Genomic DNA, 20043 nt, shown 5'->3' on the forward strand with positions numbered 1-20043 from the left:
ACGAAGCATAAGCAACAGGATCTGACATGAGCTCGGTGGATTACGACATTCAGCGCAGGGATGAGGGACTGCCGCTTGCCGAGGAGGCAATGCGTCCGGGCGATCTCGATAGCCTTCGGCCCCTGCCGCGCATCTCCATCCATGCCTTCTGCGAAAGCGAAGGCATGCAGCGGATCATGGAACGACTGGCAAGCGACCGCCGTATGAACAAGGTCAGCCTGCGCGTCACCAATGGTGAGATCGAGGCAGCGGCAAGCATGTTCTCCTCCACCGCCACGCCGAACCTCATCGTGCTCGAGACCAACCGCGATCCTTCGACCCTGCTCGACGATCTGGCGCCGTTGGCAGAAGTCTGCGATCCCACGACACGCGTGATCATCATCGGCCGTCACAACGATATCTCGCTTTACCGCGAATTGATCCGCAACGGCATTTCGGAATATCTGGTGGCGCCGGTCAAGATGCCGGATTTGCTGGCATCCATCGCCGCCATCTTCGTGGACCCCGAAGCCGAACCGCTTGGGCGCAATATCGCCTTTATCGGCGCAAAGGGCGGGGTCGGATCTTCCACCATTGCGCATAATTGCGCCTTCGGCATCTCGACGCTTTTCTCCACCGAAACCATTCTTGCCGATCTGGATCTTCCCTTCGGCACCGCCAATATCGATTTCGATCAGGACCCCGCACAGGGCATCGCCGAAGCCGTCTTTTCACCGGACAGGCTGGACGAGGTCTTTCTCGATCGTCTGCTGACCAAATGTTCGGAGCATCTGTCCCTGTTAGCAGCGCCCTCGCTGCTGGACCGTGGGTACGACTTTGACCGGGGTGCTTTTCAGCCTCTGCTCGAAATTCTGCAGCGGAGTGCGCCGGTCGCGGTTCTCGATATTCCGCATGTCTGGTCGGACTGGACGCAGACCGTGCTGGCCGAAGCGGATGAAGTCGTCATCACTGCGGTTCCCGATCTGGCAAATTTGAGAAATACCAAGAACCTTCTGGATGCGCTGCGCAAGCTGCGCCCGAATGACAAGGTTCCGCATCTCGTGCTCAATCAGGTTGGCATGGCAAAGCGACCGGAAATCGTGCCTGCCGATTTCTTCGAACCTCTCGAAATCGAACCCGTCGCCATCATTCCATTCGACGTACAGCTCTTCGGCAATGCTGCAAATAGTGGCCGTATGATCAGCGAGATCGATGCCAAGTCGCCTGTCGCCGAGACGTTCTCGCAGCTTTCCCACATCCTTACGGGCCGTTCGTCTGCGCGTAAGGCGAAGCGCGCGGGCATCGGCAAATTCATGGAAATCCTGAAGCGCAAGTAAGGCGTGGTGTTTCCACGCGGCAATGAACCGGAAGACAAGAGATGTTTGGAAAACGCGGCAATGACGGCTTCGGACGAAGCGGAAATACCGGACAGGCGGCACCCCCGCCCGTCCCGTCACCTGCCGTCAGCGCCATGCCACGGGTGGAGCAGCCCGCCCCTTCGGAGACGAAGGTGCTTCAGCCACCGGCGCCAAAGCCAGCGCCGACCCCACAGGCCCCTTCCAGCGCCACGCGCAAACGCGTGCGCACGGATGACTATTATCAGACCAAGGCTCAGGTTTTTTCGGCCCTGATCGACACGATCGATCTTTCGCAGCTGGCAAAGCTGGATGCCGAAAGCGCGCGCGAAGAAATCCGCGATATCGTCAACGATATCATCACCATCAAGAATTTCGCGATGTCCATTTCCGAGCAGGAAGAGCTGCTCGAAGACATCTGCAACGACGTGCTCGGCTATGGCCCGCTGGAGCCTCTTCTGGCGCGCGACGACATTGCCGATATCATGGTGAATGGCGCAGGCCAGACCTTCATCGAAGTCGGCGGCAAGACAATCGAATCCGACATCCGCTTTCGTGACAACGCCCAGCTTCTTTCCATCTGCCAGCGTATCGTCAGCCAGGTCGGACGCCGTGTGGATGAATCGAGCCCGATCTGCGACGCGCGCCTGCCCGATGGCTCACGCGTCAACGTCATCGCACCGCCGCTCTCCATCGATGGCCCGGCGCTGACGATCCGTAAGTTCAAGAAGGACAAACTGACCCTTGATCAGCTGGTGCGCTTTGGCGCGATTACGCCGGAAGGGGCAACGCTTCTCCAGATCGTTGGCCGTGTGCGTTGCAACGTCGTCATTTCCGGTGGCACCGGCTCTGGCAAGACCACGCTGTTGAATTGCCTGACGAGCTATATCGACAAAACCGAACGTGTCATCACCTGCGAAGATACGGCGGAACTTCAGCTTCAGCAGCCGCATGTCGTGAGACTGGAAACCCGCCCGCCGAATATCGAAGGCGAAGGCGAAATCACCATGCGCGATCTCGTCAAGAACTGCCTGCGTATGCGCCCTGAACGCATCATCGTCGGCGAAGTCCGCGGACCGGAGGTGTTCGATCTTCTGCAGGCCATGAATACCGGCCATGACGGCTCCATGGGAACGATCCACGCCAACACGCCGCGTGAGTGTCTCAGCCGTATGGAATCGATGATTGCGATGGGCGGCTTCAGCCTGCCTGCCAAGACCGTGCGCGAAATCATCTCCTCCTCCGTCGATGTCATCATTCAGGCTGCCCGTTTGCGCGATGGCTCGCGCCGGATAACGCAGGTCACCGAAGTCTTGGGCATGGAAGGCGACGTGATCATCACGCAGGACCTTATGCGCTATGAAATCGATGGCGAGGATGCCGCGGGCCGCCTGATCGGGCGCCACGTTTCGACGGGCATCAGCAAGCCGCACTTCTGGGATCGCGCGCGCTATTTCAACGAAGAGCGGCGCCTGGCGGCGGCACTCGACGAGATGGAGCGCTCATCGCAATGAACATGACCATGCTGCTCCTCGTCGTCCTTGTCGCCATCTCGGCAGGAGCGCTGGCCTATGTTTTCCTTTTTCAGCAGATCGAGACTGAAAAGAAGACTGCAAGCCGCGTCAACCGTGTGAAGGCGGCGGAGACCGACCACACGAAGATCAAGGCTGCGCGCGACCGCGTGCAGGAAATGAGCAAGCGCCGCAAATCCATGCAGGATTCGCTCAAAGAGCTCGAAAAGAAGCAGAGTGAAAAGGCCAAGGACCGGAAAGATACGAGCCTGAAAGGCCGTCTCACCCAATCCGGTCTGTCGCTTTCCGTTCGCCGCTTTTATGTTTTCAGCATCTGCTTCGGTGTTTCCGCAGCGCTCGTCGCGCTGCTTTACGGTGCTCCGCCGCTGATTGCGCTTGGCATCGGTTTCGTTGGCGTTCTCGGCCTGCCGCGCTGGGCCATCGCCTTCCTGATCAAGCGCCGCCAGAACAAGTTTCTCGAAGAATTTCCCAACGCTCTCGACGTCATGTGCCGCTCCATCAAATCCGGCCTGCCGCTGAACGATGCAGTGAGGTTGATCGCGTCCGATGGTCAGGAACCCGTGAAAGCGGAGTTCCAGCGCGTGGTGGAGGCGCAGCAGGTGGGCATGACCGTGCCGGAAGCCATCGACCGCATGATGCTGACCATGCCACTGCCGGAGGTGAACTTCTTCGGCACCGTCATCACCATTCAGGCACAGGCAGGTGGCAACCTCTCCGAGGCGCTTTCCAACCTCTCCAAGGTGTTGCGCGAGCGGCGCAAGATGAAGGCCAAGGTCAGCGCCCTTTCGATGGAAGCGAAGGCATCCGCCGTGATCATCGGTTCGCTTCCCTTCGTCGTGGCAACGCTCGTCTACTTCACCTCACCGGACTACATCATGGTGCTCTTCACCGATCCGCGCGGACACCTCATTCTCGGTGCATCCGGCCTGTGGATGTCGATCGGCATCATCATCATGCGCAACATGATCAATTTCGATATTTGAGGCCTAGCCATGACCGAGCAATTCGCATCGAGCCTCATCAATCCGCAGCTGATCATCGCGCTTCTGGTTGCCGTTGCGGCGTTCGCCACCTTCTACACGCTGGCTATTCCTTATTTCGACCGTGGCGATCTCAACAAGCGCATGCGCGCCGTGTCTACCGAGCGTGACCAGATTCGCAGCCGCGAACGTGAGCGGCTGAATGCGGTGAGCAAAAGCGGTGGCAAGGCAACGCTGCGCGCGAACAACAACAAGTCTGCAACGAAGATCGTGGAGCGCTTCAATCTGCGTGAAGCGCTGGTCGATGCCAACACGATGAACAAGCTCAAGGCGGCTGGCTTCCGTTCGCAGAATGCGCTCAACACCTTTCTGGCCGCCCGCTTCATCCTGCCCTTCATCTTCCTGATCGTTGCTGCGCTCTGGGTGTTCGGGCTTGGTAACATTCCCGACTATAGTTTCATGGTACGCGTCATGGCCGTTCTGCTCTTTGGCTATCTCGGCTTTTACGCACCCAATATCTATGTCTCCAACCGCATCACCAAACGACAGAAATCCATCAAACGCGCATGGCCGGATGCTCTGGATTTGATGCTGATCTGCGTTGAATCCGGCACCTCCATGGAAGCTGCCATGCGCCGCGTGGCAGATGAAATGACGGAACAATCGCCGGAGCTTGCAGAAGAAATGGTGCTGACCACCGCCGAGCTTTCTTTCCTTCAGGATCGACGCACGGCGCTGGAAAATCTTGGGCTCCGCACCCAGCTCGAGGGTGTCAAAAGCGTCGTTCAGGCCCTTATTCAGGCTGAGCGTTATGGTACGCCGCTGGCTCAGGCACTCCGCGTCCTGGCGCAGGAAGGTCGCGATGAGCGGATGAACGAGGCCGAAAAGAAGGCGGCTGCATTGCCGCCAAAGCTCACGGTACCGATGATCTTGTTTTTCCTGCCCGTTCTGGTCGCCGTCATTCTGGGACCGGCAGGCATACGGGTGTCGGATACGTTCTGACCACCGGTTATCTTAACCGCAGAACATACGGCAATCGGCGCAATTTCTCTCGCTGTATTTACGAGGATCGATCAGTTGGCAGCGGTTTTCTTGTTCTTGTCCGCCAGTTGCGACCAGGCGTTCTGCTGCGCAAGCATGCCGCGAAGATAGGTCAGATTGGCCTGCGCCTGCTGTGCGGAAAGCTCCTGCATGGCAATGCGCTCCGCCTCTTCGAAACGACCCTGAAGGCCGACGACGAGGGCGAGGTTCTGGCGGATACGGCTATCGGCGCCGGGCTGGGACGCGGCAGACCGCATATAGGTTTCTGCCGTGCGAGGATCGCTCTGCAGCACGTAAGACATGCCGAGATTGGAAAGTATGCTCGGATCGTTCGGCTTCAGGTCAAGGGCCTGACGGTATTTCGCCCGCGCTTCGGTGGAGCGTCCAAGCTGGTCGAGAACGGCGCCTTCGGCGGAATAGAGCCGCCAGTCGGGGCGATCCGGTGTCTGTGCGCGGTTGATCGTGCCCAGCGCCTGTTCCAGCTGACCGGCAGCTGCCTGCGACTTTCCATAGGCTGCCAAGACTTCCCGGTCCGCCGGATAGGCAATCGCCACTTGCTGCATGACGGCCAGCGCCTGCGCATTCTTGCCGGTCATCATCAATATGTTGGCATAGTTCAAACCGGCATTTCGGTCCTTGGGATTGCGCGAATAGGCCGCGCCAACGGACGTCTCGGCCTGTCGCAGCTGCTCCATATTCATCTGATCATAGGAATGCGAAACCGCAGGGATGGAACCGGTCGACATGCGGTCCGGCTTGTTGGTAGAACAGCTTGCGAGCGTCAGAGCGAGGGCAGCCGCGCAGACGCCGTGAAGAGCGGCACGCTTGCGGGCATGGAATAAGGAAACGGCAATCATGATATCGCCCCGGCTCCGTGTTCGGATCTTGCAGTTACGCCGCGTTTGCGACGCAACTTTCGCTCCAGCAATAATCTGTTAACCCTAACAGAGTGTTAATTTGGCAATTTCAGCCGTTTACGAAAGCAGACAATGGCCCCCTTTCAATTTATCGAGCGCGCTACCCCTTTCAGCTCCAAGGCAGGAAAAACACTGCCTGTTTTTGCCGTTACGCCAGCCCATATCGAACAGGGCGCCATCGATCCCATCGCGCTGGACTGGGCGCGCAAGGCGGGCTTCAAGGCCGATGCCGGTTCGATGCTTCTTATTCCGTCCGCTGAAGGCGCGCTCGGTGGCGCGCTGCTCGGTCTTGGCACCAATCCATCCGAATTGCCCTTCATCACCGGCAAGCTCGCCCGTGAACTTCCAGAAGGCGACTGGCACATCGAAACCGCGCCGCTGACGGTCAACCGTCTCGCGCTGGGTTTCGGTCTGGGTGCCTACCGCTTCGATAAATACAAGACGCTCAAAAGCAGCGGTGCGAAGCTGCTAATACCGCGCGATGCAGAAGATGCGGAGATCAAGCGCGTGCTGGCAGGTGTCTATCTTGCCCGCGATCTGATCAACGTGCCCGCCAACGATATGGGGCCGGACCAGCTGGAAATCGCTTTCCGCAGCCTTGCCGCACACTACAAGGCGCAGGTTTCGGTCATTACCGGCGACGATCTTCTGAAGGAGAATTTCCCGCTGGTGCATGCGGTGGGACGCGCAAGCGAAAGCGCCCCTCGCCTGCTGGAAATGAGCTGGGGCAAGAAGGGCAATCCGCGCGTGACGCTTGTCGGCAAGGGCGTGTGCTTCGATACTGGCGGCCTCGATATCAAGCCCTCCTCCTCCATGGCGCTGATGAAGAAGGATATGGGCGGTGCTGCCAACGTGCTTGGCCTTGCCCTGATGATCATGGATGCGCGCCTGCCCATCGACCTGCGCGTCATCGTTCCGGCCGTGGAAAACTCGATCTCGTCCAACGCCTTCCGCCCCGGCGATATCTACCAGAGCCGCAAGGGGCTTACGGTTCAGATCGACAATACCGATGCCGAAGGCCGTCTGATTCTGGCGGATGCACTGGCATATGCGGATGAAGATGCCCCGGACCTCATGATCGACATGGCGACCCTGACGGGTGCTGCGCGCGTTGCGCTCGGCCCGGATGTTCCGCCCTTCTTCACCGACGATGAAGACCTAGCCCACAGCATTTCCGATGCCAGCATGGACACGGATGATCCCGTCTGGCGCCTGCCGCTTTACATGGGTTACGACAAGGATATTCGCTCGCGCGCTGCAGATATAACCAATGCCCCATCCGGCGGCATGGCAGGATCGATTACCGCAGCGCTCTTCCTCAAGCGCTTTGTAACACAGACGAAGAAGTGGGCCCATTTCGATATTTACGGCTGGTGCTTAAGCGAACGTCCCCACTCATCCGTGGGTGGTGAAGCGCAGGCGATCCGGGCGCTGTTCCATTATATATCCCGTGAGTTCGTGCGGAAATAATGGATCAGAGGCGGGGCCGCTGTTGCGCCCCGCCCGTCTGGTGTCAGACCAGAACCTTCTGATCCTTCCGGTCTTCCTGTCCGAAGAACTTCAGATAGCGCTGCACCTCTTCCGCATCGCCGGTCGCCTTTTGCGGATTGTCTGAGAGTTTGACCGCAGGTCGGCCATTCGCATCGCTCACCTTGCAGACGATGGAGATCGGCTTCAATCCCTCGATGGTCTTCGGCGCGCAACCGGCAAAGTCGTTGGTGAGGTTAGTGCCCCAGCCGAAGCTCATGCGCGCACGGCCTTCGAAGTGCTTATAGGTGTCGATTATGGCATCTACGTCGAGGCCGTCGGAGAAGATCAGCAGCTTCTTCTTCGGGTCGCGGCCCATCTTCTTCCACCAGTCGATGATTTTCTCGCCGCCCTCGATTGGTGGGGCGCTATCGGGCCTGAAGCCTGTCCAGTCCGCCACCCATTCGGGGGCATTGCGCAGGAAGGCAGCGGTGCCGAAAGCATCCGGCAGGACGATCAGGAGATTGCCACCATAGAGCCGGTTCCAGTCCTTCATGACCTGATAGGGTGCTGCCGCCAGTTCCTCATCGTTCTGCGCCAGAGCCGCGACCACCATGGGAAGTTCATGCGCGTTCGTGCCCACCGCTTCGAGGTCCGAATCCATCGCCAGCAATACATTGCTCGTGCCGGTGAAAGCCGGGCCGATGCCTTCCTTCAAGGCTTCGACGCACCAGCGCTGCCACAGGAAGCTGTGGCGACGGCGTGTGCCGAAGTCCGAGATCCGAAGGCCCGGCAGTTCGCGCAGGCGCTCCACCTTTTCCCACATCTTGGCCTTGGCGCGGGCATAAAGCACATCCAGCGTAAAGTACCCCATGGAGCGCATTGCGCTGCGCGACCGCAGCTCATTAATGATGGCAAGGGCTGGAATTTCCCATAGCGTGGTATCCATCCAGCGACCGTGGAAGTTCAACTCATATTGCCCATCGCGCTTGAAAAGCTCGTATTCCGGCAATTGATAGCTGGACAGCCAGGACAGAAATTCCGGCTCGAAAATCTGCGACCGGCCATAGAAGGTATTACCGGCAAGCCAGATGCTTTCCTTCTTTGAGAGCCTGAGGCTGCGGGCATGATCCAGCTGCTCGCGAAGCTCCATCTCATCGATCTCATCCGCGAGCTTTACCGTTTTGGTGCGGTTGATGAGCGAGAAGGTGGCGTCCACCTCTGGATAAAGCTTCCAGATCATCTGCAACATCAACAGCTTGTAGAAGTCCGTATCGATGAGGCTGCGGATAATGGGGTCCAGCTTCCAGGTGTGATTGTGAACACGGGTCGCTATATCTGTCTTCGTCATTGCTGCTGCCATCCCCCACACCGGGCTTTCCCTATGAAGAGAAGCCGGTATCGCCGCGCATTTCGAAAGGCGTGAGCCTTATTCAACAAAGACTTATCTGAAAACGTCGCCTCAAGTCCAGACCGGTTTGTGTGAAGCCGGTTCGGTTACTGACGTCTCAAAAGTCCGTTGCGGGTGGATTGATGCCGGGATACCAGTCTTTCGACGTTGGGACCCGTGTTCCGAAAGCGGAAACGCCAGCCGAACCGGTGCAGCGATATCCCTGCACGGGAAGTCCGTTATTGCCGAAAAGATCGCGGTAGGCGCCGTTCGGATATCCCGAGGGGACCGTTGTCGAGTAGCAGTGGTATCGCTCCTTTGGCTGGAGCGTCTTCGGGTCCTTGACGCCGGGAAGATTGGCGTAGGCGTCCGGTGCCGGCAGATAGCCTTTTTCGAATACCGTTTGCGCCTCGGCCATACTCGCCATCGAGAGGGCGACTGCGATAATCGCTATTCCGGCACTCCAGCGTTTCATTCTCTTCATCGTCTGCATCCAGATGCTATCCGAGCCAATATAGGCGAAGAAAATGCTCAAATGCAGATGCTTCGATCAAAACGTTTTCGTGAGCGGTTCAAGGTCTGCGATAAGCCGTCGGCAACTCATAGAGCCAGCCAATCCGCTTGATCGCCTCTTCCAGATTCTCCCGCGACACATTCATGGTGTGGCCATTGGCGTGGAGCAGCGTGGTCTCGTCCTCCATGATGCCGACATGACCCTTCCAGAAAACGAGATCACCACGGCGCAATTCATCGCGCGTGATTTCAGTGCCCAGGGATTTCACCTGCATGTCCGTATCGCGCAACGCGGATTTTCCCGTCATTGCCATGGAGAGTTGCACGAGGCCCGAGCAATCGATGCCGAAACCGGAACGTCCGCCCCAGAGATAGGGGGTTTCCAGAAACCGGAGAGCCACCGCAACATAATCCTCTGAAACGCGCTGTTCGACCGGAATGCAGTGAGCGGCAATCACGCCCTCGCCCTTTGCGGTCATCAGATAGCGCGTGCCACGCGTCTCCTCCTCGCCGACGAAAGTCAGACGGCTGCCCATGGACAAGGCAGCGACAGGTGGCTTTCGAAGTTCAGCTATCGGGTAAAGAAAGGTGCGGGGCGCAGTGACGATGTGCGTTGCGGCTTCAACCTCACCGATTGCCGCTTCGGGGACGTAACCGGCGTAACCATCCGATTCGGCCTGTACCCATGCCCAGCCATCAGCGCGGTCGAACACGCGCACGGTTTCGCCGAGCAGAAGCTCCGTATCGATACCGGATTTTTCGTCTGGCTTTGGTCGAAGTCCGACGACGGGAAGGGCGATACGAGCCTCAGCGCCACTGACGAAACGTTCCGCCTCCACCTTGCCCTTGAGGTTTTCATCCGCGAGATCGTTACGGAAAATGTTCAGGCGGCGGTCCAGGGTTTCGGCGGATGTCATGCTCTTCGATCCTGATTGGTTTAAGCTCTAGCGCTGAATGAAGGTCCAAAGCGGCGAATCTTCGGCCTCACGCCTCGCGCGCTTCATCGATAATCATATCGCCGAATTTTTCCAGATAAAGCGCCCCCGCGACCGTTCGCTTGATCACCACATTGCGGCGATCCTTTTCGTCGCGCTCGCGCTCCACCAGACCCATCGCACCCATGCTGTCCAGCGCGCGCGTGATCACCGGCTTCGTTACACCGAGGACGCTGGCCAATCCCCGGACCGTGTGAGGCGGTGGAACGAGATAGATGTGAAGCAGGATCGCCGTCTGCCGTAGTGTCAGATCAGGCGCATTGTCTTCCACCTGCGCCAATGCAACGCGGTGCCACAAGCCCAGCGCCTGACTTGGCGACAATTCCACTGGCACGGAGAAACTCCCTGTTCGTTCGGACGATCTGCCGCCCATAGTCGCGCAAAGCGGTGAATAAAAACAAAACCGCCGCCGTCTCGAAACAGCTGTTTCAGAACGGCGGCAGCTTTCTTTGCTCGTTTTGAGCTTTTTACGTCCCCTCTGGACTTGCGCTTCGATATGCAGGAAGCGTGCCAAGTCGATTTCAAGCCATTTCGCTTACGATGGCTTGGTCAGAAGGAGATGCGAGGCGCTTTTTTAAGCGCCGCGCAAAATTAAGTCGCACCGGCCTTTAAGCTGAAAAACCAAAGGCCGGGCAGATTTTAGATTTCCGCACCCTGCGCAGCTTCCACCTCACGGCCTTTTTCCTGCCGATTGTAGCGGATGGAAGACCAGAGCGAGATGCCGATGAGTGCCGCACCGCCAAGACCGGTAATCACTTCCGGAATATGGATAAGGCTCTGCATGTACATGATGACCGACAGGATGAGGATGGCGTAGAACGCGCCGTGCTCAAGGTAGCGGTATTCTGCAAGCGTACCCTTTTCCACCAGCATGATGGTCATGGAGCGGACATACATCGCGCCGATGCCGAGACCGATTGCGATGATGAACAGGTTCGACGTCAGCGCGAAGGCGCCGATCACGCCATCGAAAGAGAAGCTGGCATCGAGCACTTCGAGGTACAGAAACGCGCCGAAGCCGCCCTTTGCAGCACCTTCCAGCATCTGCTGGCTGCGATCGAGAACGCCGCCCAGCACCTCGACCAGAAGGAAGGTCAAGAGACCCCAGATCGCGGAGGTGAAGAAAACGTTTGCTGCCTCCGGGCCGAGATCCGGATTGGTGCTGTTGCTGATGATGCGCGTGAAGATCAGCATAATGATGAGAACGAAAGCGATTTCGATGCCCTTGATGGACGAATAGGTCGCGATCTTTTCTTCGAACCAGCGAACCCAGTGCACATCCTTCTCATGATCGAAAAAGAAGCTGAGGCCCACCATCATCAGGAAGGTGCCGCCGAAGGCAGCAATCGGCAGATGCGCGTCATGCATGATCTGTGCGTAACGATCCGGCTCGGTTGCGGCCATGACCATGGCTGTCCACGGGCCGACATTGGCTGCAACGACTACAATGAGCAGCGGGAAGACGATACGCATGCCGAAGACGGCGATCAGAATACCCCAGGTCAGGAAGCGGTGCTGCCATTCCGGGGTCATGTCTTTGAGCTTGTTGGCGTTGACGATGGCGTTATCGAAGGAAAGCGAGATTTCCAGAACCGCCAGAACCGCGCAAATGAAGAAGATCGTGGCCGTACCGCTGACGGTGCCCGTCATTTCCCAGCCGAGCCATCCGCCCAAAATAAGGCCGACGACCGTGACGATGAAGGCCCATTTGAAATAGGCGAGGGTCGAGTGTGTGGTAGAGGTCATCAGAACGCCCCCCGGATAAAGGAAGAGCGAGACATATGCATGGCGTCAGACGCCAGCATGTGATGCTTGGTCAGATTGTTCATGGGTGTTAATCCGCCGGCGTAACAAGCAGGCGGTACCGACATCGCGAGAGCGCCGTAAAACTCTCGCCAGAGGGGCCCGGCACCAAAGTTCTGTCCCTACCCGATGTCAGGGGCGGGAATGTCCTTTAGTCTCTCAACTTCGTGATTTCGTCAAGGCGAAAGTTGTTTTTTACTGCATTGACGGCCAAAAACCGTCAAACTTAATGCTGTTTCGATTATCTCAGGTTGTGATTGGCTTAATCGTTTCCTGATCGATCAGGTGTTACACCACATCGCCAAGTGGTTGATCCGCCACCTTCGCCTGTTTCCGCTTCAGCGCATTTTCACGGAAGAAGATGTAAAGGCCGGAAACGACGATCAGCGCGGCTCCGATAACGATGCTGGACTGCGGAATATCGCCGAACATCAGCCAGCCGAAGACGACGGCCCAGAGCAGCAACGTATATTGCAGCGGTGCGACTGTCGCTGCATCGGCGAGCTTGAGAGCGCGATTGACCAGCACATGCGCGGTCATCGCGACGATGCCCAGAAGGGCAAGCAGCGAGAGATCGAAGCCCGATTGCAACGGCACCCAACCCGAAGGCGCCAGCATGATGGCGACCACGCCGGCGAGGCCAGCGCCGATCACCTGCCAGAAGGCCAGAACCGTATCCGGCGTATTACGCAGTTGCCGACCGGACAGCATCATAAAGGCAAAGGCGGCGCTGCCGAGAATGGAGAAGAATGCAGCGCTCGTTAGTGAAGCGGAGCTTGGTTTCAGCGCAATCAGAACGCCGATGAAGCCGATGCCGATTGCGGTCCATCGTCTCCAGCCCACTTTTTCGCCTAAGAGAAAGGGCGAAAGTGCTGCCACATAGATGGGGGCGGCCAGCCAGTAGGTCATGACGTCTGCCAGAGGCAGTGCTGCCACCGCGAAGTAGAAACAGAAAAGCTCGGCGGTGGAAAAGAAAACGCGCGCGACCTGCAAGCCGGGGCGTTCCACATTCACCAGCTTTGAGAGGCCGGATTTCCATAGGATTGGCACGAGAATGACGATGGCCGCAACGCTGCGGATAGCAACCACCTGCCCGAGGCTGTAGGTCGAAACCAGCCATTTGCCCATGGCATCGTTGAGGGCAAAGAGCAGCATGCCGAGAAGCATGACGGCCACGCCAAGACCCGTCGGCGAAAGCTGGCGAATAAATTGCGGCATTTTGTTTTGAACTCCCCGGAGCGCTAAACGACCGTTAAAAGCAGCAGACGCCCCGCCTCCCTGCATTGACAGCAATGACTTGACGAGCAGACGACGCAAGTCAAGGCGTCCTGAGGGCTATATTAGCGATCCATGGAGATTTCAGACGCTCAAAAGCTGACTCATCGTATGCCGGAAGCGACGCGCGATTTCTTCGCGGTTGACGTGGCGACCGCCTCTCACCACTAATCTGCCGTTGATCCAGACCCGATCCGGCTTCACCAGATTTCCGAAAATCCAGCCATCGAGAATATGGTCGCCTTCCAGATAGGGCGCGGCTGACATATCGAGCGACACGAGATCCGCAGCTCGCCCGGTGTCGATGCCCGCCTTGGCACCAAGCGCCTTCGCACCACCAGCCATGGCCGCATCGAAAAGGCTACGTCCCGTAGACCCGTTGGCGGGAGCGATGACATTGCGCGCACGGTGGGCCAGACGCTGGGAATATTCGAGCTGGCGTAATTCCTCTCCCACTCCGATCAGCACATTGCTGTCGGAACCCACGCCGAAGGAACCGCCATGAGCGAGAAACTCGACCGCCGGAAAGGTGCCATCACCGAGATTGGCTTCCGTGATTGGGCATAAGCCCGCGACGGCGCCGCTCTTTGCCACATCTTCCGTTTCCTGCTGCGTCATATGCGTTGCATGGATGAGGCACCAGCGATCCGTCACCTCTGCATTATCCAAAAGCCATTGCACAGGACGTTTACCGGACCATGCGATGCAATCCTCGACTTCCTTCACCTGCTCGGCAATGTGGATGTGGATTGGTGCGTCCGGCGCAAGGTTCGCTGCGAATTGTAGCTGTTCCGGCGTCACCGCCCGCAGGCTGTGTGGCGCGACACCAACCACGCTTTCCCGCACGCCGGATACCGCTTTCCGGCAGCCTTCCAGGAGGCGCGCAAAGCTATCCGGTGAATTGATGAACCGCCGCTGGCCTTCCACCGGCATTTGCCCGCCAAAACCGGAATGGGCATAGAGGACGGGCAGCAGCGTCAGCGAAATGCCTGTCCCGTATGCGGCAGCGGCGATCCTTTCAGCGAGTTCGGCAATATTGGCGTATTGGCCGCCGTCCTTGTCGTGGTGGAGATAGTGGAATTCTCCCACGCGCCCGAAACCTGCTTCCAGCATCTCAACGTAAAGCTGGGCCGCGACAGCCTCCATCTGCTCCGGCGTCATGGTCAATGCGAAGCGGTACATCAGCATGCGCCAGCTCCAGAAACTGTCTTCGGTGGCCCCACGCGTTTCAACCATGCCAGCCATGGCACGCTGAAAGGCGTGGCTATGAAGGTTCGGCATGGCGGGCACGAGAACCTCAAGCAACTCATCGCCCGGCAGAGCGGCAGTATTTTCGTTTACCGAAGCGATTTTGCCGTCGCTGATCTCAATGCGAACGTTCTTTGCCCAACCCGTTGGCAACAAAGCAGATTTGGCATGAACAGACATCTCAGCTCCTCAAATTCATCGGCAAGGCACTTGCCTACCCGTCTATTATGTATATACATATTCAGCAGATGGGAAGGAAAAACTGATGGCGGACAGGAACTCCAAGTCGGAAAAAAAGCGCGCAACAGTGTGGCGGAATGCCCGCATTGCAACGCTTGCCCCCTCTAAGGATGGTCTCGGCATCATCGAGAATGGCGCCATTGCGGCAGACGACGGGCGCATTGTTTTCGTTGGCCCGGAAGCCGAGCTTCCCCATGATTTGGCTGCTCAATCCAAAACGACCGATTGTGAACGTCGCTGGATCACCCCGTCGCTGATCGACTGCCACACACATCTCGTCTTTGGCGGCAATCGCGCCATGGAATTTGAAATGCGCCTGAATGGCGCAAGCTATGAAGAGATTGCCAAGGCCGGTGGCGGCATCGTTTCCTCCGTGCGCGATACGCGGGCTTGCAGCGAAGAGGAACTCATGGCTCAGGCGCTTCCTCGGCTCGATACGCTTCTTGCAGAGGGTGTTTCCACCGTCGAAATCAAGTCGGGATACGGTCTCGATATCGAGACCGAGTGCAAGATGCTGCGCGCCGCGCGTAAACTTGAAACGCTGCGTCCCGTTCGCATCGTCACGAGCTATCTCGCGGCGCACGCCACTCCCGCAGACTACAGGGGTCGAAATGCGGATTACATAGCAGACGTTGTATTGCCGGGCATGAACGCTGCCCACGCGGAAGGCCTTGTCGATGCCGTCGACGGTTTCTGCGAAGGCATCGCCTTCTCCGTCGAAGAGATGGGGCAGGTTTTCGATCATGCAAAGGCGCTGGGCCTGCCGGTCAAGCTCCATGCTGAACAGCTTTCGAACCTTCACGGTGCTGAACTTGCCGCTTCCTACGGCGCGCTTTCCGCCGATCATCTTGAATATCTGGATGAGACAGGCGCTGAAGCCATGGCAAAGGCGGGAACGGTTGCCGTTCTCCTGCCGGGAGCCTTTTACGCGCTGCGCGAAACCAAGCTTCCGCCGGTTCAGGCGCTGCGCGATGCGGGGGCCGATATCGCGCTGGCGACGGACTGCAACCCCGGCACCTCGCCGCTTACCTCCCTGTTGTTGACCATGAATATGGGCGCGACGCTGTTCCGGCTGACTGTCGAGGAATGCCTCATCGCGACAACACGAAATGCTGCCAGGGCGCTTGGCATCATAAGCGAAACCGGAACGCTGGAGGTAGGCAAGTCCGCAGATCTCGCCATCTGGGACATCGAGCGCCCGGCAGAGCTTGTCTACCGCATCGGCTTCAACCCGCTTCACACACGCATCTTCAAGGGACGGACGATCTGACCATGACCATCACGCTTCACCCGGGCTCCGTGCCGCTTTCCGATCTCGCAACCATCTACTGGACCAATGCCACCGCGAAACTCGATCCGTCCTTCGATGCGGGTATCGAGAAGGCGGCGAACCGGATCGCGGAAATCGCCGCTGGTAATGCACCTGTCTACGGCATCAATACCGGTTTCGGCAAACTCGCCTCGATCAAGATCGATGCCGCCGATGTCGCGACCCTCCAGCGAAATCTCATCCTGTCGCATTGCTGCGGCGTCGGCGCTCCACTGCCGGAGAATGTAGTGCGCCTGATCATGGCGCTAAAGCTGGTTTCGCTCGGTCGCGGCGCCTCCGGCGTGCGGCTGGAACTGGTGCGGCTGATCGAAGGCATGTTGGAAAAGGGCGTCATTCCGCTCATTCCAGAAAAAGGCTCGGTCGGAGCTTCGGGCGATCTTGCGCCACTCGCGCATATGGCCGCAGTTATGATGGGCGAAGGTGAAGCGTTCTTCGAGGGGCAGCAACTTTCGGCAGCGGACTCACTGGCCAAGGCCGGGTTGACGCCGGTGGTGCTGGCCGCGAAAGAAGGCTTGGCGCTGATCAACGGCACCCAGACCTCCACCGCGCTGGCACTTGCAGGTCTGTTCCGCGCTCACCGTGCCGCACAGGCCGCACTGATTACCGGTGCGCTTTCGACCGATGCCGCAATGGGATCATCCGCACCTTTCCATCCTGATATTCACACGCTTCGCGGCCACAAGGGCCAGATCGATGCGGGTGCTGCCCTGCGTCAGCTGCTGGAAGGCTCCGAAATCCGTGTTAGCCACATCGAAGGCGATGAGCGCGTGCAGGACCCCTATTGCATTCGCTGCCAGCCGCAGGTGGATGGCGCGTGTCTCGATCTGCTGCGACAGGTCGCGCGGACACTGGAAATCGAAGCCAATGCGGTGACGGACAATCCGCTGGTTCTCTCCGATAATTCCGTCGTCTCCGGCGGCAACTTCCATGCGGAACCGGTTGCCTTCGCAGCAGACCAGACGGCGCTTGCAGTCTGTGAAATCGGGGCCATTGCCCAGCGCCGCATCGCGCTGCTGGTGGATCCGGCGCTGTCCTACGGCCTACCCGCCTTTCTTTCAAAGAAGCCGGGCCTGAATTCCGGCCTGATGATTGCCGAGGTCACGTCCGCTGCACTCATGAGTGAAAACAAGCAAATGTCACACCCGGCATCGGTGGATTCGACGCCGACCTCCGCCAATCAGGAAGACCATGTTTCCATGGCCTGCCACGGCGCACGCCGCCTGCTGCCCATGACCGAAAATCTTTTCGCGATCCTTGGTATCGAAGCGCTTTCCGCCGTTCAGGGCGTGGAGCTGCGCGGTCCGTTGAAAACCAGCCCGGAATTGCAAAAGGCAATCGGCGTCCTTCGAAATGAAATCCCAGCGCTGGAAGAGGACCGTTACATGGCACCCGATCTGAGGACCGCGTCCGATCTCATCGCCTCTGGCGCGCTGGTTGACGCGATTTCGGGTGGAATTCTGCCGAAGCTGGAGGCTTGAGGATGGCGGCTTTGGAACTTGACCAAGGTACATCACCCGTCATTCTCGGGCTGCCCCACACGGGAACCGATGTTCCTAAGGACATCTGGGAGCGGCTGAACGATAATGGCAGGCTGCTGGCGGATACAGACTGGCATATTCATGAGCTTTATGCAGGGCTGCTTGCCGACGCCACGACGGTTCGTGCCACCTTCCATCGCTACGTCATCGATGCCAACCGCGATCCCTCCGGCACCAGCCTTTATCCCGGTCAAAACACGACGGGTCTTATTCCAACGACGGATTTCGATGGCAATCCCATCTGGACGGAAGGTCAGGAGCCGACCGAGGCCGATATCGCCCACCGGCTTCAGCATTTCCATGCACCCTATCACGCAGCGCTTTCGGCGGAGATCGAGCGCGTCAAATCCATCCACGGCGTTGCCATACTCTATGATTGCCACTCGATCCGCTCGCACATCCCCTTTCTCTTCGAGGGCAAGCTGCCGGATTTCAACATCGGCACGGATATGGGCAAGACCTGCGATCCGGCGATTGAAAATATCGCCTTCGATGTCACGACCAAGGCCGAGGGTTACACCTCCATCCTCAATGGCCGCTTCAAAGGCGGCTGGACCACGCGCGATTATGGCCAGCCGCAAGATGGCGTCCACGCTATCCAGATGGAATTGGCGCAATCCACCCATCTCGCAACGGAAGCGCCGCCTTTTGCCTATGATGAAAATAAGGCCGAGCGGCTGCGCACACACCTCAAAACCATTCTGACGCGCCTGGAAGACATCGCGCCGAAGCTCAAGAAATAAGGGGAATGATGATGACCAATCCGCGCCATAATGAACGCGAAGTCCGCAGCTTGACCGGCACCGAGCTCAACGCCAAGAGCTGGATGACCGAAGCGCCGCTGCGCATGCTGATGAACAATCTCGACCCTGACGTGGCCGAGCGCCCGCATGAGCTGGTGGTCTATGGCGGCATTGGCCGCGCCGCCCGCACATGGGAAGATTTCGACCGCATCGTCGCGACACTGAAGGACCTAAACGAAGACGAGACCCTGATGGTGCAGTCCGGCAAGCCGGTCGGCGTTTTCCGCACCCACAAGGATGCACCGCGCGTGCTGATCGCCAACTCCAACCTCGTTCCGCATTGGGCAACGTGGGAGCATTTCAACGAGCTGGATAAGAAGGGGCTGGCCATGTACGGCCAGATGACAGCCGGTTCGTGGATTTACATCGGCACACAGGGCATCGTGCAGGGCACCTATGAAACCTTCGTGGAAGCCGGTCGCCAGCATTATGATGGAAACCTTACGGGCAAGTGGATTCTGACCGGTGGCCTCGGCGGCATGGGCGGTGCGCAGCCTCTGGCAGCCGTCATGGCAGGTGCCTGCTGCCTTGCTGTGGAATGCGATGAAACCCGCGTCGATTTCCGCCTTCGCACCCGTTACCTCGATGCCAAGGCGCATACGCTGGATGAGGCGCTGGCCCTCATCGACCAATGGACCAAGGCGGGCGAAGCGAAGTCCGTCGGCCTGATCGGCAATGCCGCAGAAATCTTCCCCGAGCTCGTCAAGCGGATGAAAGCGGGTGGCGTGCGCCCCGACATCGTCACCGACCAGACTTCGGCGCATGACCCGATCCACGGTTATCTGCCTGTTGGCTGGACCGTTGCCGAGTGGCGCGCAAAGCAGGAGAGCGACCCGAAGGCCGTTGAAGCCGCCGCCCGCGCCTCGATGAAGGTGCAGGTTCAGGCCATGGTCGATTTCTGGAATGCGGGTGTCCCGACGCTCGACTACGGCAACAATATCCGCCAGGTTGCGAAGGAAGAGGGTTTCGAAAACGCTTTTGCATTCCCCGGCTTCGTTCCTGCCTATATCCGCCCGCTGTTTTGCCGCGGCATCGGCCCGTTCCGCTGGGCAGCACTCTCCGGCGATCCGGAGGATATCTACAAGACCGATGCCAAGGTGAAGGAACTGTTGCCCGACAACAAGCACCTGCACAACTGGCTGGATATGGCGCGCGAACGCATTGCCTTTCAGGGCCTGCCCGCCCGCATCTGCTGGGTTGGCCTTGGCGATCGTCATCGTCTTGCGCTGGCCTTCAACGAGATGGTCAAGAACGGTGAGCTGAAAGCGCCTGTCGTCATCGGTCGCGACCACCTCGATAGCGGCTCCGTCGCCTCGCCAAACCGCGAGACGGAAGCGATGAAGGACGGTTCGGATGCCGTATCCGACTGGCCGTTGCTTAACGCGCTGCTCAATACTGCGTCGGGCGCGACATGGGTTTCGCTGCACCACGGCGGCGGTGTCGGCATGGGCTTTTCCCAGCATTCCGGTGTTGTCATCTGCGCCGATGGCACAGATGATGCTGCACGCCGTCTGGAGCGCGTGCTCTGGAACGACCCGGCAACGGGCGTTATGCGCCATGCTGATGCCGGTTACGACATCGCGCTGGATTGCGCCAAGGACAAGGGCCTGCGTCTGCCCGGCATTCTGGGCAACTGA

At 58.7% G+C, this 20043-nt stretch carries 17 protein-coding genes; 9 read left to right on the forward strand and 8 right to left on the reverse strand.

Translation table 11 applies throughout. The annotated features are described in order from the left end of the window. The first annotated feature begins 26 nt into the window (after positions 1 to 26). The 4 genes from CFBP5473_RS00690 to CFBP5473_RS00705 are packed head-to-tail and all read left to right on the forward strand — an operon-like array spanning position 27 to position 4848. Positions 27 to 1316 (forward strand): CpaE/TadZ family protein, encoded by a 1290-nt coding sequence (locus tag CFBP5473_RS00690; RefSeq protein WP_027674612.1) that lies wholly within the window; start codon positions 27 to 29, stop codon positions 1314 to 1316. A 41-nt stretch (positions 1317 to 1357) separates the two neighbouring features. Continuing rightward, the gene (locus CFBP5473_RS00695) at positions 1358 to 2848 is read left to right on the forward strand and encodes a TadA family conjugal transfer-associated ATPase (protein WP_027674613.1); all 1491 of its coding nucleotides are present in this window, start codon (positions 1358 to 1360) and stop codon (positions 2846 to 2848) included. Then, positions 2845 to 3849: a type II secretion system F family protein gene (locus CFBP5473_RS00700; RefSeq protein WP_027674614.1), complete on the forward strand. Its 1005-nt coding sequence runs from the start codon at positions 2845 to 2847 to the stop codon at positions 3847 to 3849. The genes CFBP5473_RS00695 and CFBP5473_RS00700 overlap by 4 nt, the downstream gene beginning before the upstream one ends. Before the next feature lie 9 nt (positions 3850 to 3858). Further along, positions 3859 to 4848, forward strand: a complete 990-nt coding sequence (locus CFBP5473_RS00705) for a type II secretion system F family protein (RefSeq protein WP_027674615.1) — start codon at positions 3859 to 3861, stop codon at positions 4846 to 4848. A 71-nt stretch (positions 4849 to 4919) separates the two neighbouring features. Here CFBP5473_RS00705 and CFBP5473_RS00710 read toward each other — a convergent pair whose 3' ends face one another. Further along, positions 4920 to 5744, reverse strand: a complete 825-nt coding sequence (locus tag CFBP5473_RS00710; RefSeq protein WP_027674616.1) for a tetratricopeptide repeat protein — start codon at positions 5742 to 5744, stop codon at positions 4920 to 4922. A gap of 132 nt (positions 5745 to 5876) precedes the next feature. Between CFBP5473_RS00710 and CFBP5473_RS00715 the strand changes: the two genes are divergently transcribed. Further along, on the forward strand, positions 5877 to 7274 hold the full coding sequence (locus CFBP5473_RS00715) for a leucyl aminopeptidase family protein (RefSeq protein ID WP_027674617.1): 1398 nt from the start codon (positions 5877 to 5879) through the stop codon (positions 7272 to 7274). Positions 7275 to 7317: 43 nt separating this feature from the next. Here the strand turns inward: CFBP5473_RS00715 and pncB are convergent, their stop codons facing one another. The 7 genes from pncB to CFBP5473_RS00750 all read right to left on the reverse strand — a co-directional run bounded on the left by pncB (position 7318) and on the right by CFBP5473_RS00750 (position 14675). Continuing rightward, positions 7318 to 8622: a nicotinate phosphoribosyltransferase gene (pncB, locus tag CFBP5473_RS00720; protein WP_027674618.1), complete on the reverse strand. Its 1305-nt coding sequence runs from the start codon at positions 8620 to 8622 to the stop codon at positions 7318 to 7320. A 157-nt stretch (positions 8623 to 8779) separates the two neighbouring features. Then, complete coding sequence (locus CFBP5473_RS00725) at positions 8780 to 9145, reverse strand: hypothetical protein (RefSeq protein WP_413228960.1); 366 nt, start codon at positions 9143 to 9145, stop codon at positions 8780 to 8782. An 88-nt stretch (positions 9146 to 9233) separates the two neighbouring features. Next, positions 9234 to 10091 (reverse strand): C40 family peptidase, encoded by an 858-nt coding sequence (locus tag CFBP5473_RS00730; RefSeq protein WP_027674620.1) that lies wholly within the window; start codon positions 10089 to 10091, stop codon positions 9234 to 9236. 67 nt (positions 10092 to 10158) lie between these two features. Further along, positions 10159 to 10503 (reverse strand): MarR family winged helix-turn-helix transcriptional regulator, encoded by a 345-nt coding sequence (locus CFBP5473_RS00735; protein WP_027674621.1) that lies wholly within the window; start codon positions 10501 to 10503, stop codon positions 10159 to 10161. A 305-nt stretch (positions 10504 to 10808) separates the two neighbouring features. Further along, positions 10809 to 11915 (reverse strand): DUF475 domain-containing protein, encoded by a 1107-nt coding sequence (locus CFBP5473_RS00740; RefSeq protein ID WP_027674622.1) that lies wholly within the window; start codon positions 11913 to 11915, stop codon positions 10809 to 10811. A 345-nt stretch (positions 11916 to 12260) separates the two neighbouring features. After that, a complete protein-coding gene (locus CFBP5473_RS00745) occupies positions 12261 to 13190 on the reverse strand; it encodes a DMT family transporter (protein ID WP_027674623.1) in 930 nt (309 codons plus the stop codon). Positions 13191 to 13331: 141 nt separating this feature from the next. Then, positions 13332 to 14675: a formimidoylglutamate deiminase gene (locus CFBP5473_RS00750; protein WP_027674624.1), complete on the reverse strand. Its 1344-nt coding sequence runs from the start codon at positions 14673 to 14675 to the stop codon at positions 13332 to 13334. 85 nt (positions 14676 to 14760) lie between these two features. On the opposite strand from CFBP5473_RS00750, the gene hutI reads away from it, so the two are divergent. Genes hutI through hutU form a run of 4 tightly spaced genes read left to right on the forward strand, consistent with a single transcriptional unit; the run spans position 14761 to position 20043 of the window. Beyond that, positions 14761 to 16005, forward strand: a complete 1245-nt coding sequence (gene hutI, locus CFBP5473_RS00755; protein WP_051441208.1) for an imidazolonepropionase — start codon at positions 14761 to 14763, stop codon at positions 16003 to 16005. Beyond that, positions 16002 to 17543, forward strand: coding sequence for a histidine ammonia-lyase (gene hutH / locus CFBP5473_RS00760; RefSeq protein ID WP_106389358.1), 1542 nt, complete (start codon positions 16002 to 16004; stop codon positions 17541 to 17543). Before hutI ends, hutH begins: the two co-directional genes overlap by 4 nt. A 2-nt stretch (positions 17544 to 17545) precedes the next feature. Next, complete coding sequence (hutG, locus tag CFBP5473_RS00765) at positions 17546 to 18346, forward strand: N-formylglutamate deformylase (protein ID WP_027674627.1); 801 nt, start codon at positions 17546 to 17548, stop codon at positions 18344 to 18346. An 11-nt stretch (positions 18347 to 18357) separates the two neighbouring features. Next, positions 18358 to 20043 (forward strand): urocanate hydratase, encoded by a 1686-nt coding sequence (hutU, locus tag CFBP5473_RS00770; RefSeq protein ID WP_027674628.1) that lies wholly within the window; start codon positions 18358 to 18360, stop codon positions 20041 to 20043.

Source organism: Agrobacterium larrymoorei (assembly GCF_005145045.1).
Classification (GTDB): domain Bacteria; phylum Pseudomonadota; class Alphaproteobacteria; order Rhizobiales; family Rhizobiaceae; genus Agrobacterium; species Agrobacterium larrymoorei.

Excerpts from the sequence above, each read along its gene's own strand:
- CFBP5473_RS00690 (WP_027674612.1), top strand. The coding sequence starts at position 27 with ATGAGCTCGGTGGATTACGACATTCAGCGCAGGGATGAGGGACTGCCG.
- CFBP5473_RS00695 (WP_027674613.1), top strand. The coding sequence starts at position 1,358 with ATGTTTGGAAAACGCGGCAATGACGGCTTCGGACGAAGCGGAAATACC.
- CFBP5473_RS00700 (WP_027674614.1), top strand. The coding sequence starts at position 2,845 with ATGAACATGACCATGCTGCTCCTCGTCGTCCTTGTCGCCATCTCGGCA.
- CFBP5473_RS00705 (WP_027674615.1), top strand. The coding sequence starts at position 3,859 with ATGACCGAGCAATTCGCATCGAGCCTCATCAATCCGCAGCTGATCATC.
- CFBP5473_RS00710 (WP_027674616.1), bottom strand. The coding sequence starts at position 5,744 with ATGATTGCCGTTTCCTTATTCCATGCCCGCAAGCGTGCCGCTCTTCAC.
- CFBP5473_RS00715 (WP_027674617.1), top strand. The coding sequence starts at position 5,877 with ATGGCCCCCTTTCAATTTATCGAGCGCGCTACCCCTTTCAGCTCCAAG.
- pncB (WP_027674618.1), bottom strand. The coding sequence starts at position 8,622 with ATGACGAAGACAGATATAGCGACCCGTGTTCACAATCACACCTGGAAG.
- CFBP5473_RS00725 (WP_413228960.1), bottom strand. The coding sequence starts at position 9,145 with ATGAAGAGAATGAAACGCTGGAGTGCCGGAATAGCGATTATCGCAGTC.
- CFBP5473_RS00730 (WP_027674620.1), bottom strand. The coding sequence starts at position 10,091 with ATGACATCCGCCGAAACCCTGGACCGCCGCCTGAACATTTTCCGTAAC.
- CFBP5473_RS00740 (WP_027674622.1), bottom strand. The coding sequence starts at position 11,915 with ATGACCTCTACCACACACTCGACCCTCGCCTATTTCAAATGGGCCTTC.
- CFBP5473_RS00745 (WP_027674623.1), bottom strand. The coding sequence starts at position 13,190 with ATGCCGCAATTTATTCGCCAGCTTTCGCCGACGGGTCTTGGCGTGGCC.
- CFBP5473_RS00750 (WP_027674624.1), bottom strand. The coding sequence starts at position 14,675 with ATGTCTGTTCATGCCAAATCTGCTTTGTTGCCAACGGGTTGGGCAAAG.
- hutI (WP_051441208.1), top strand. The coding sequence starts at position 14,761 with ATGGCGGACAGGAACTCCAAGTCGGAAAAAAAGCGCGCAACAGTGTGG.
- hutG (WP_027674627.1), top strand. The coding sequence starts at position 17,546 with ATGGCGGCTTTGGAACTTGACCAAGGTACATCACCCGTCATTCTCGGG.
- hutU (WP_027674628.1), top strand. The coding sequence starts at position 18,358 with ATGACCAATCCGCGCCATAATGAACGCGAAGTCCGCAGCTTGACCGGC.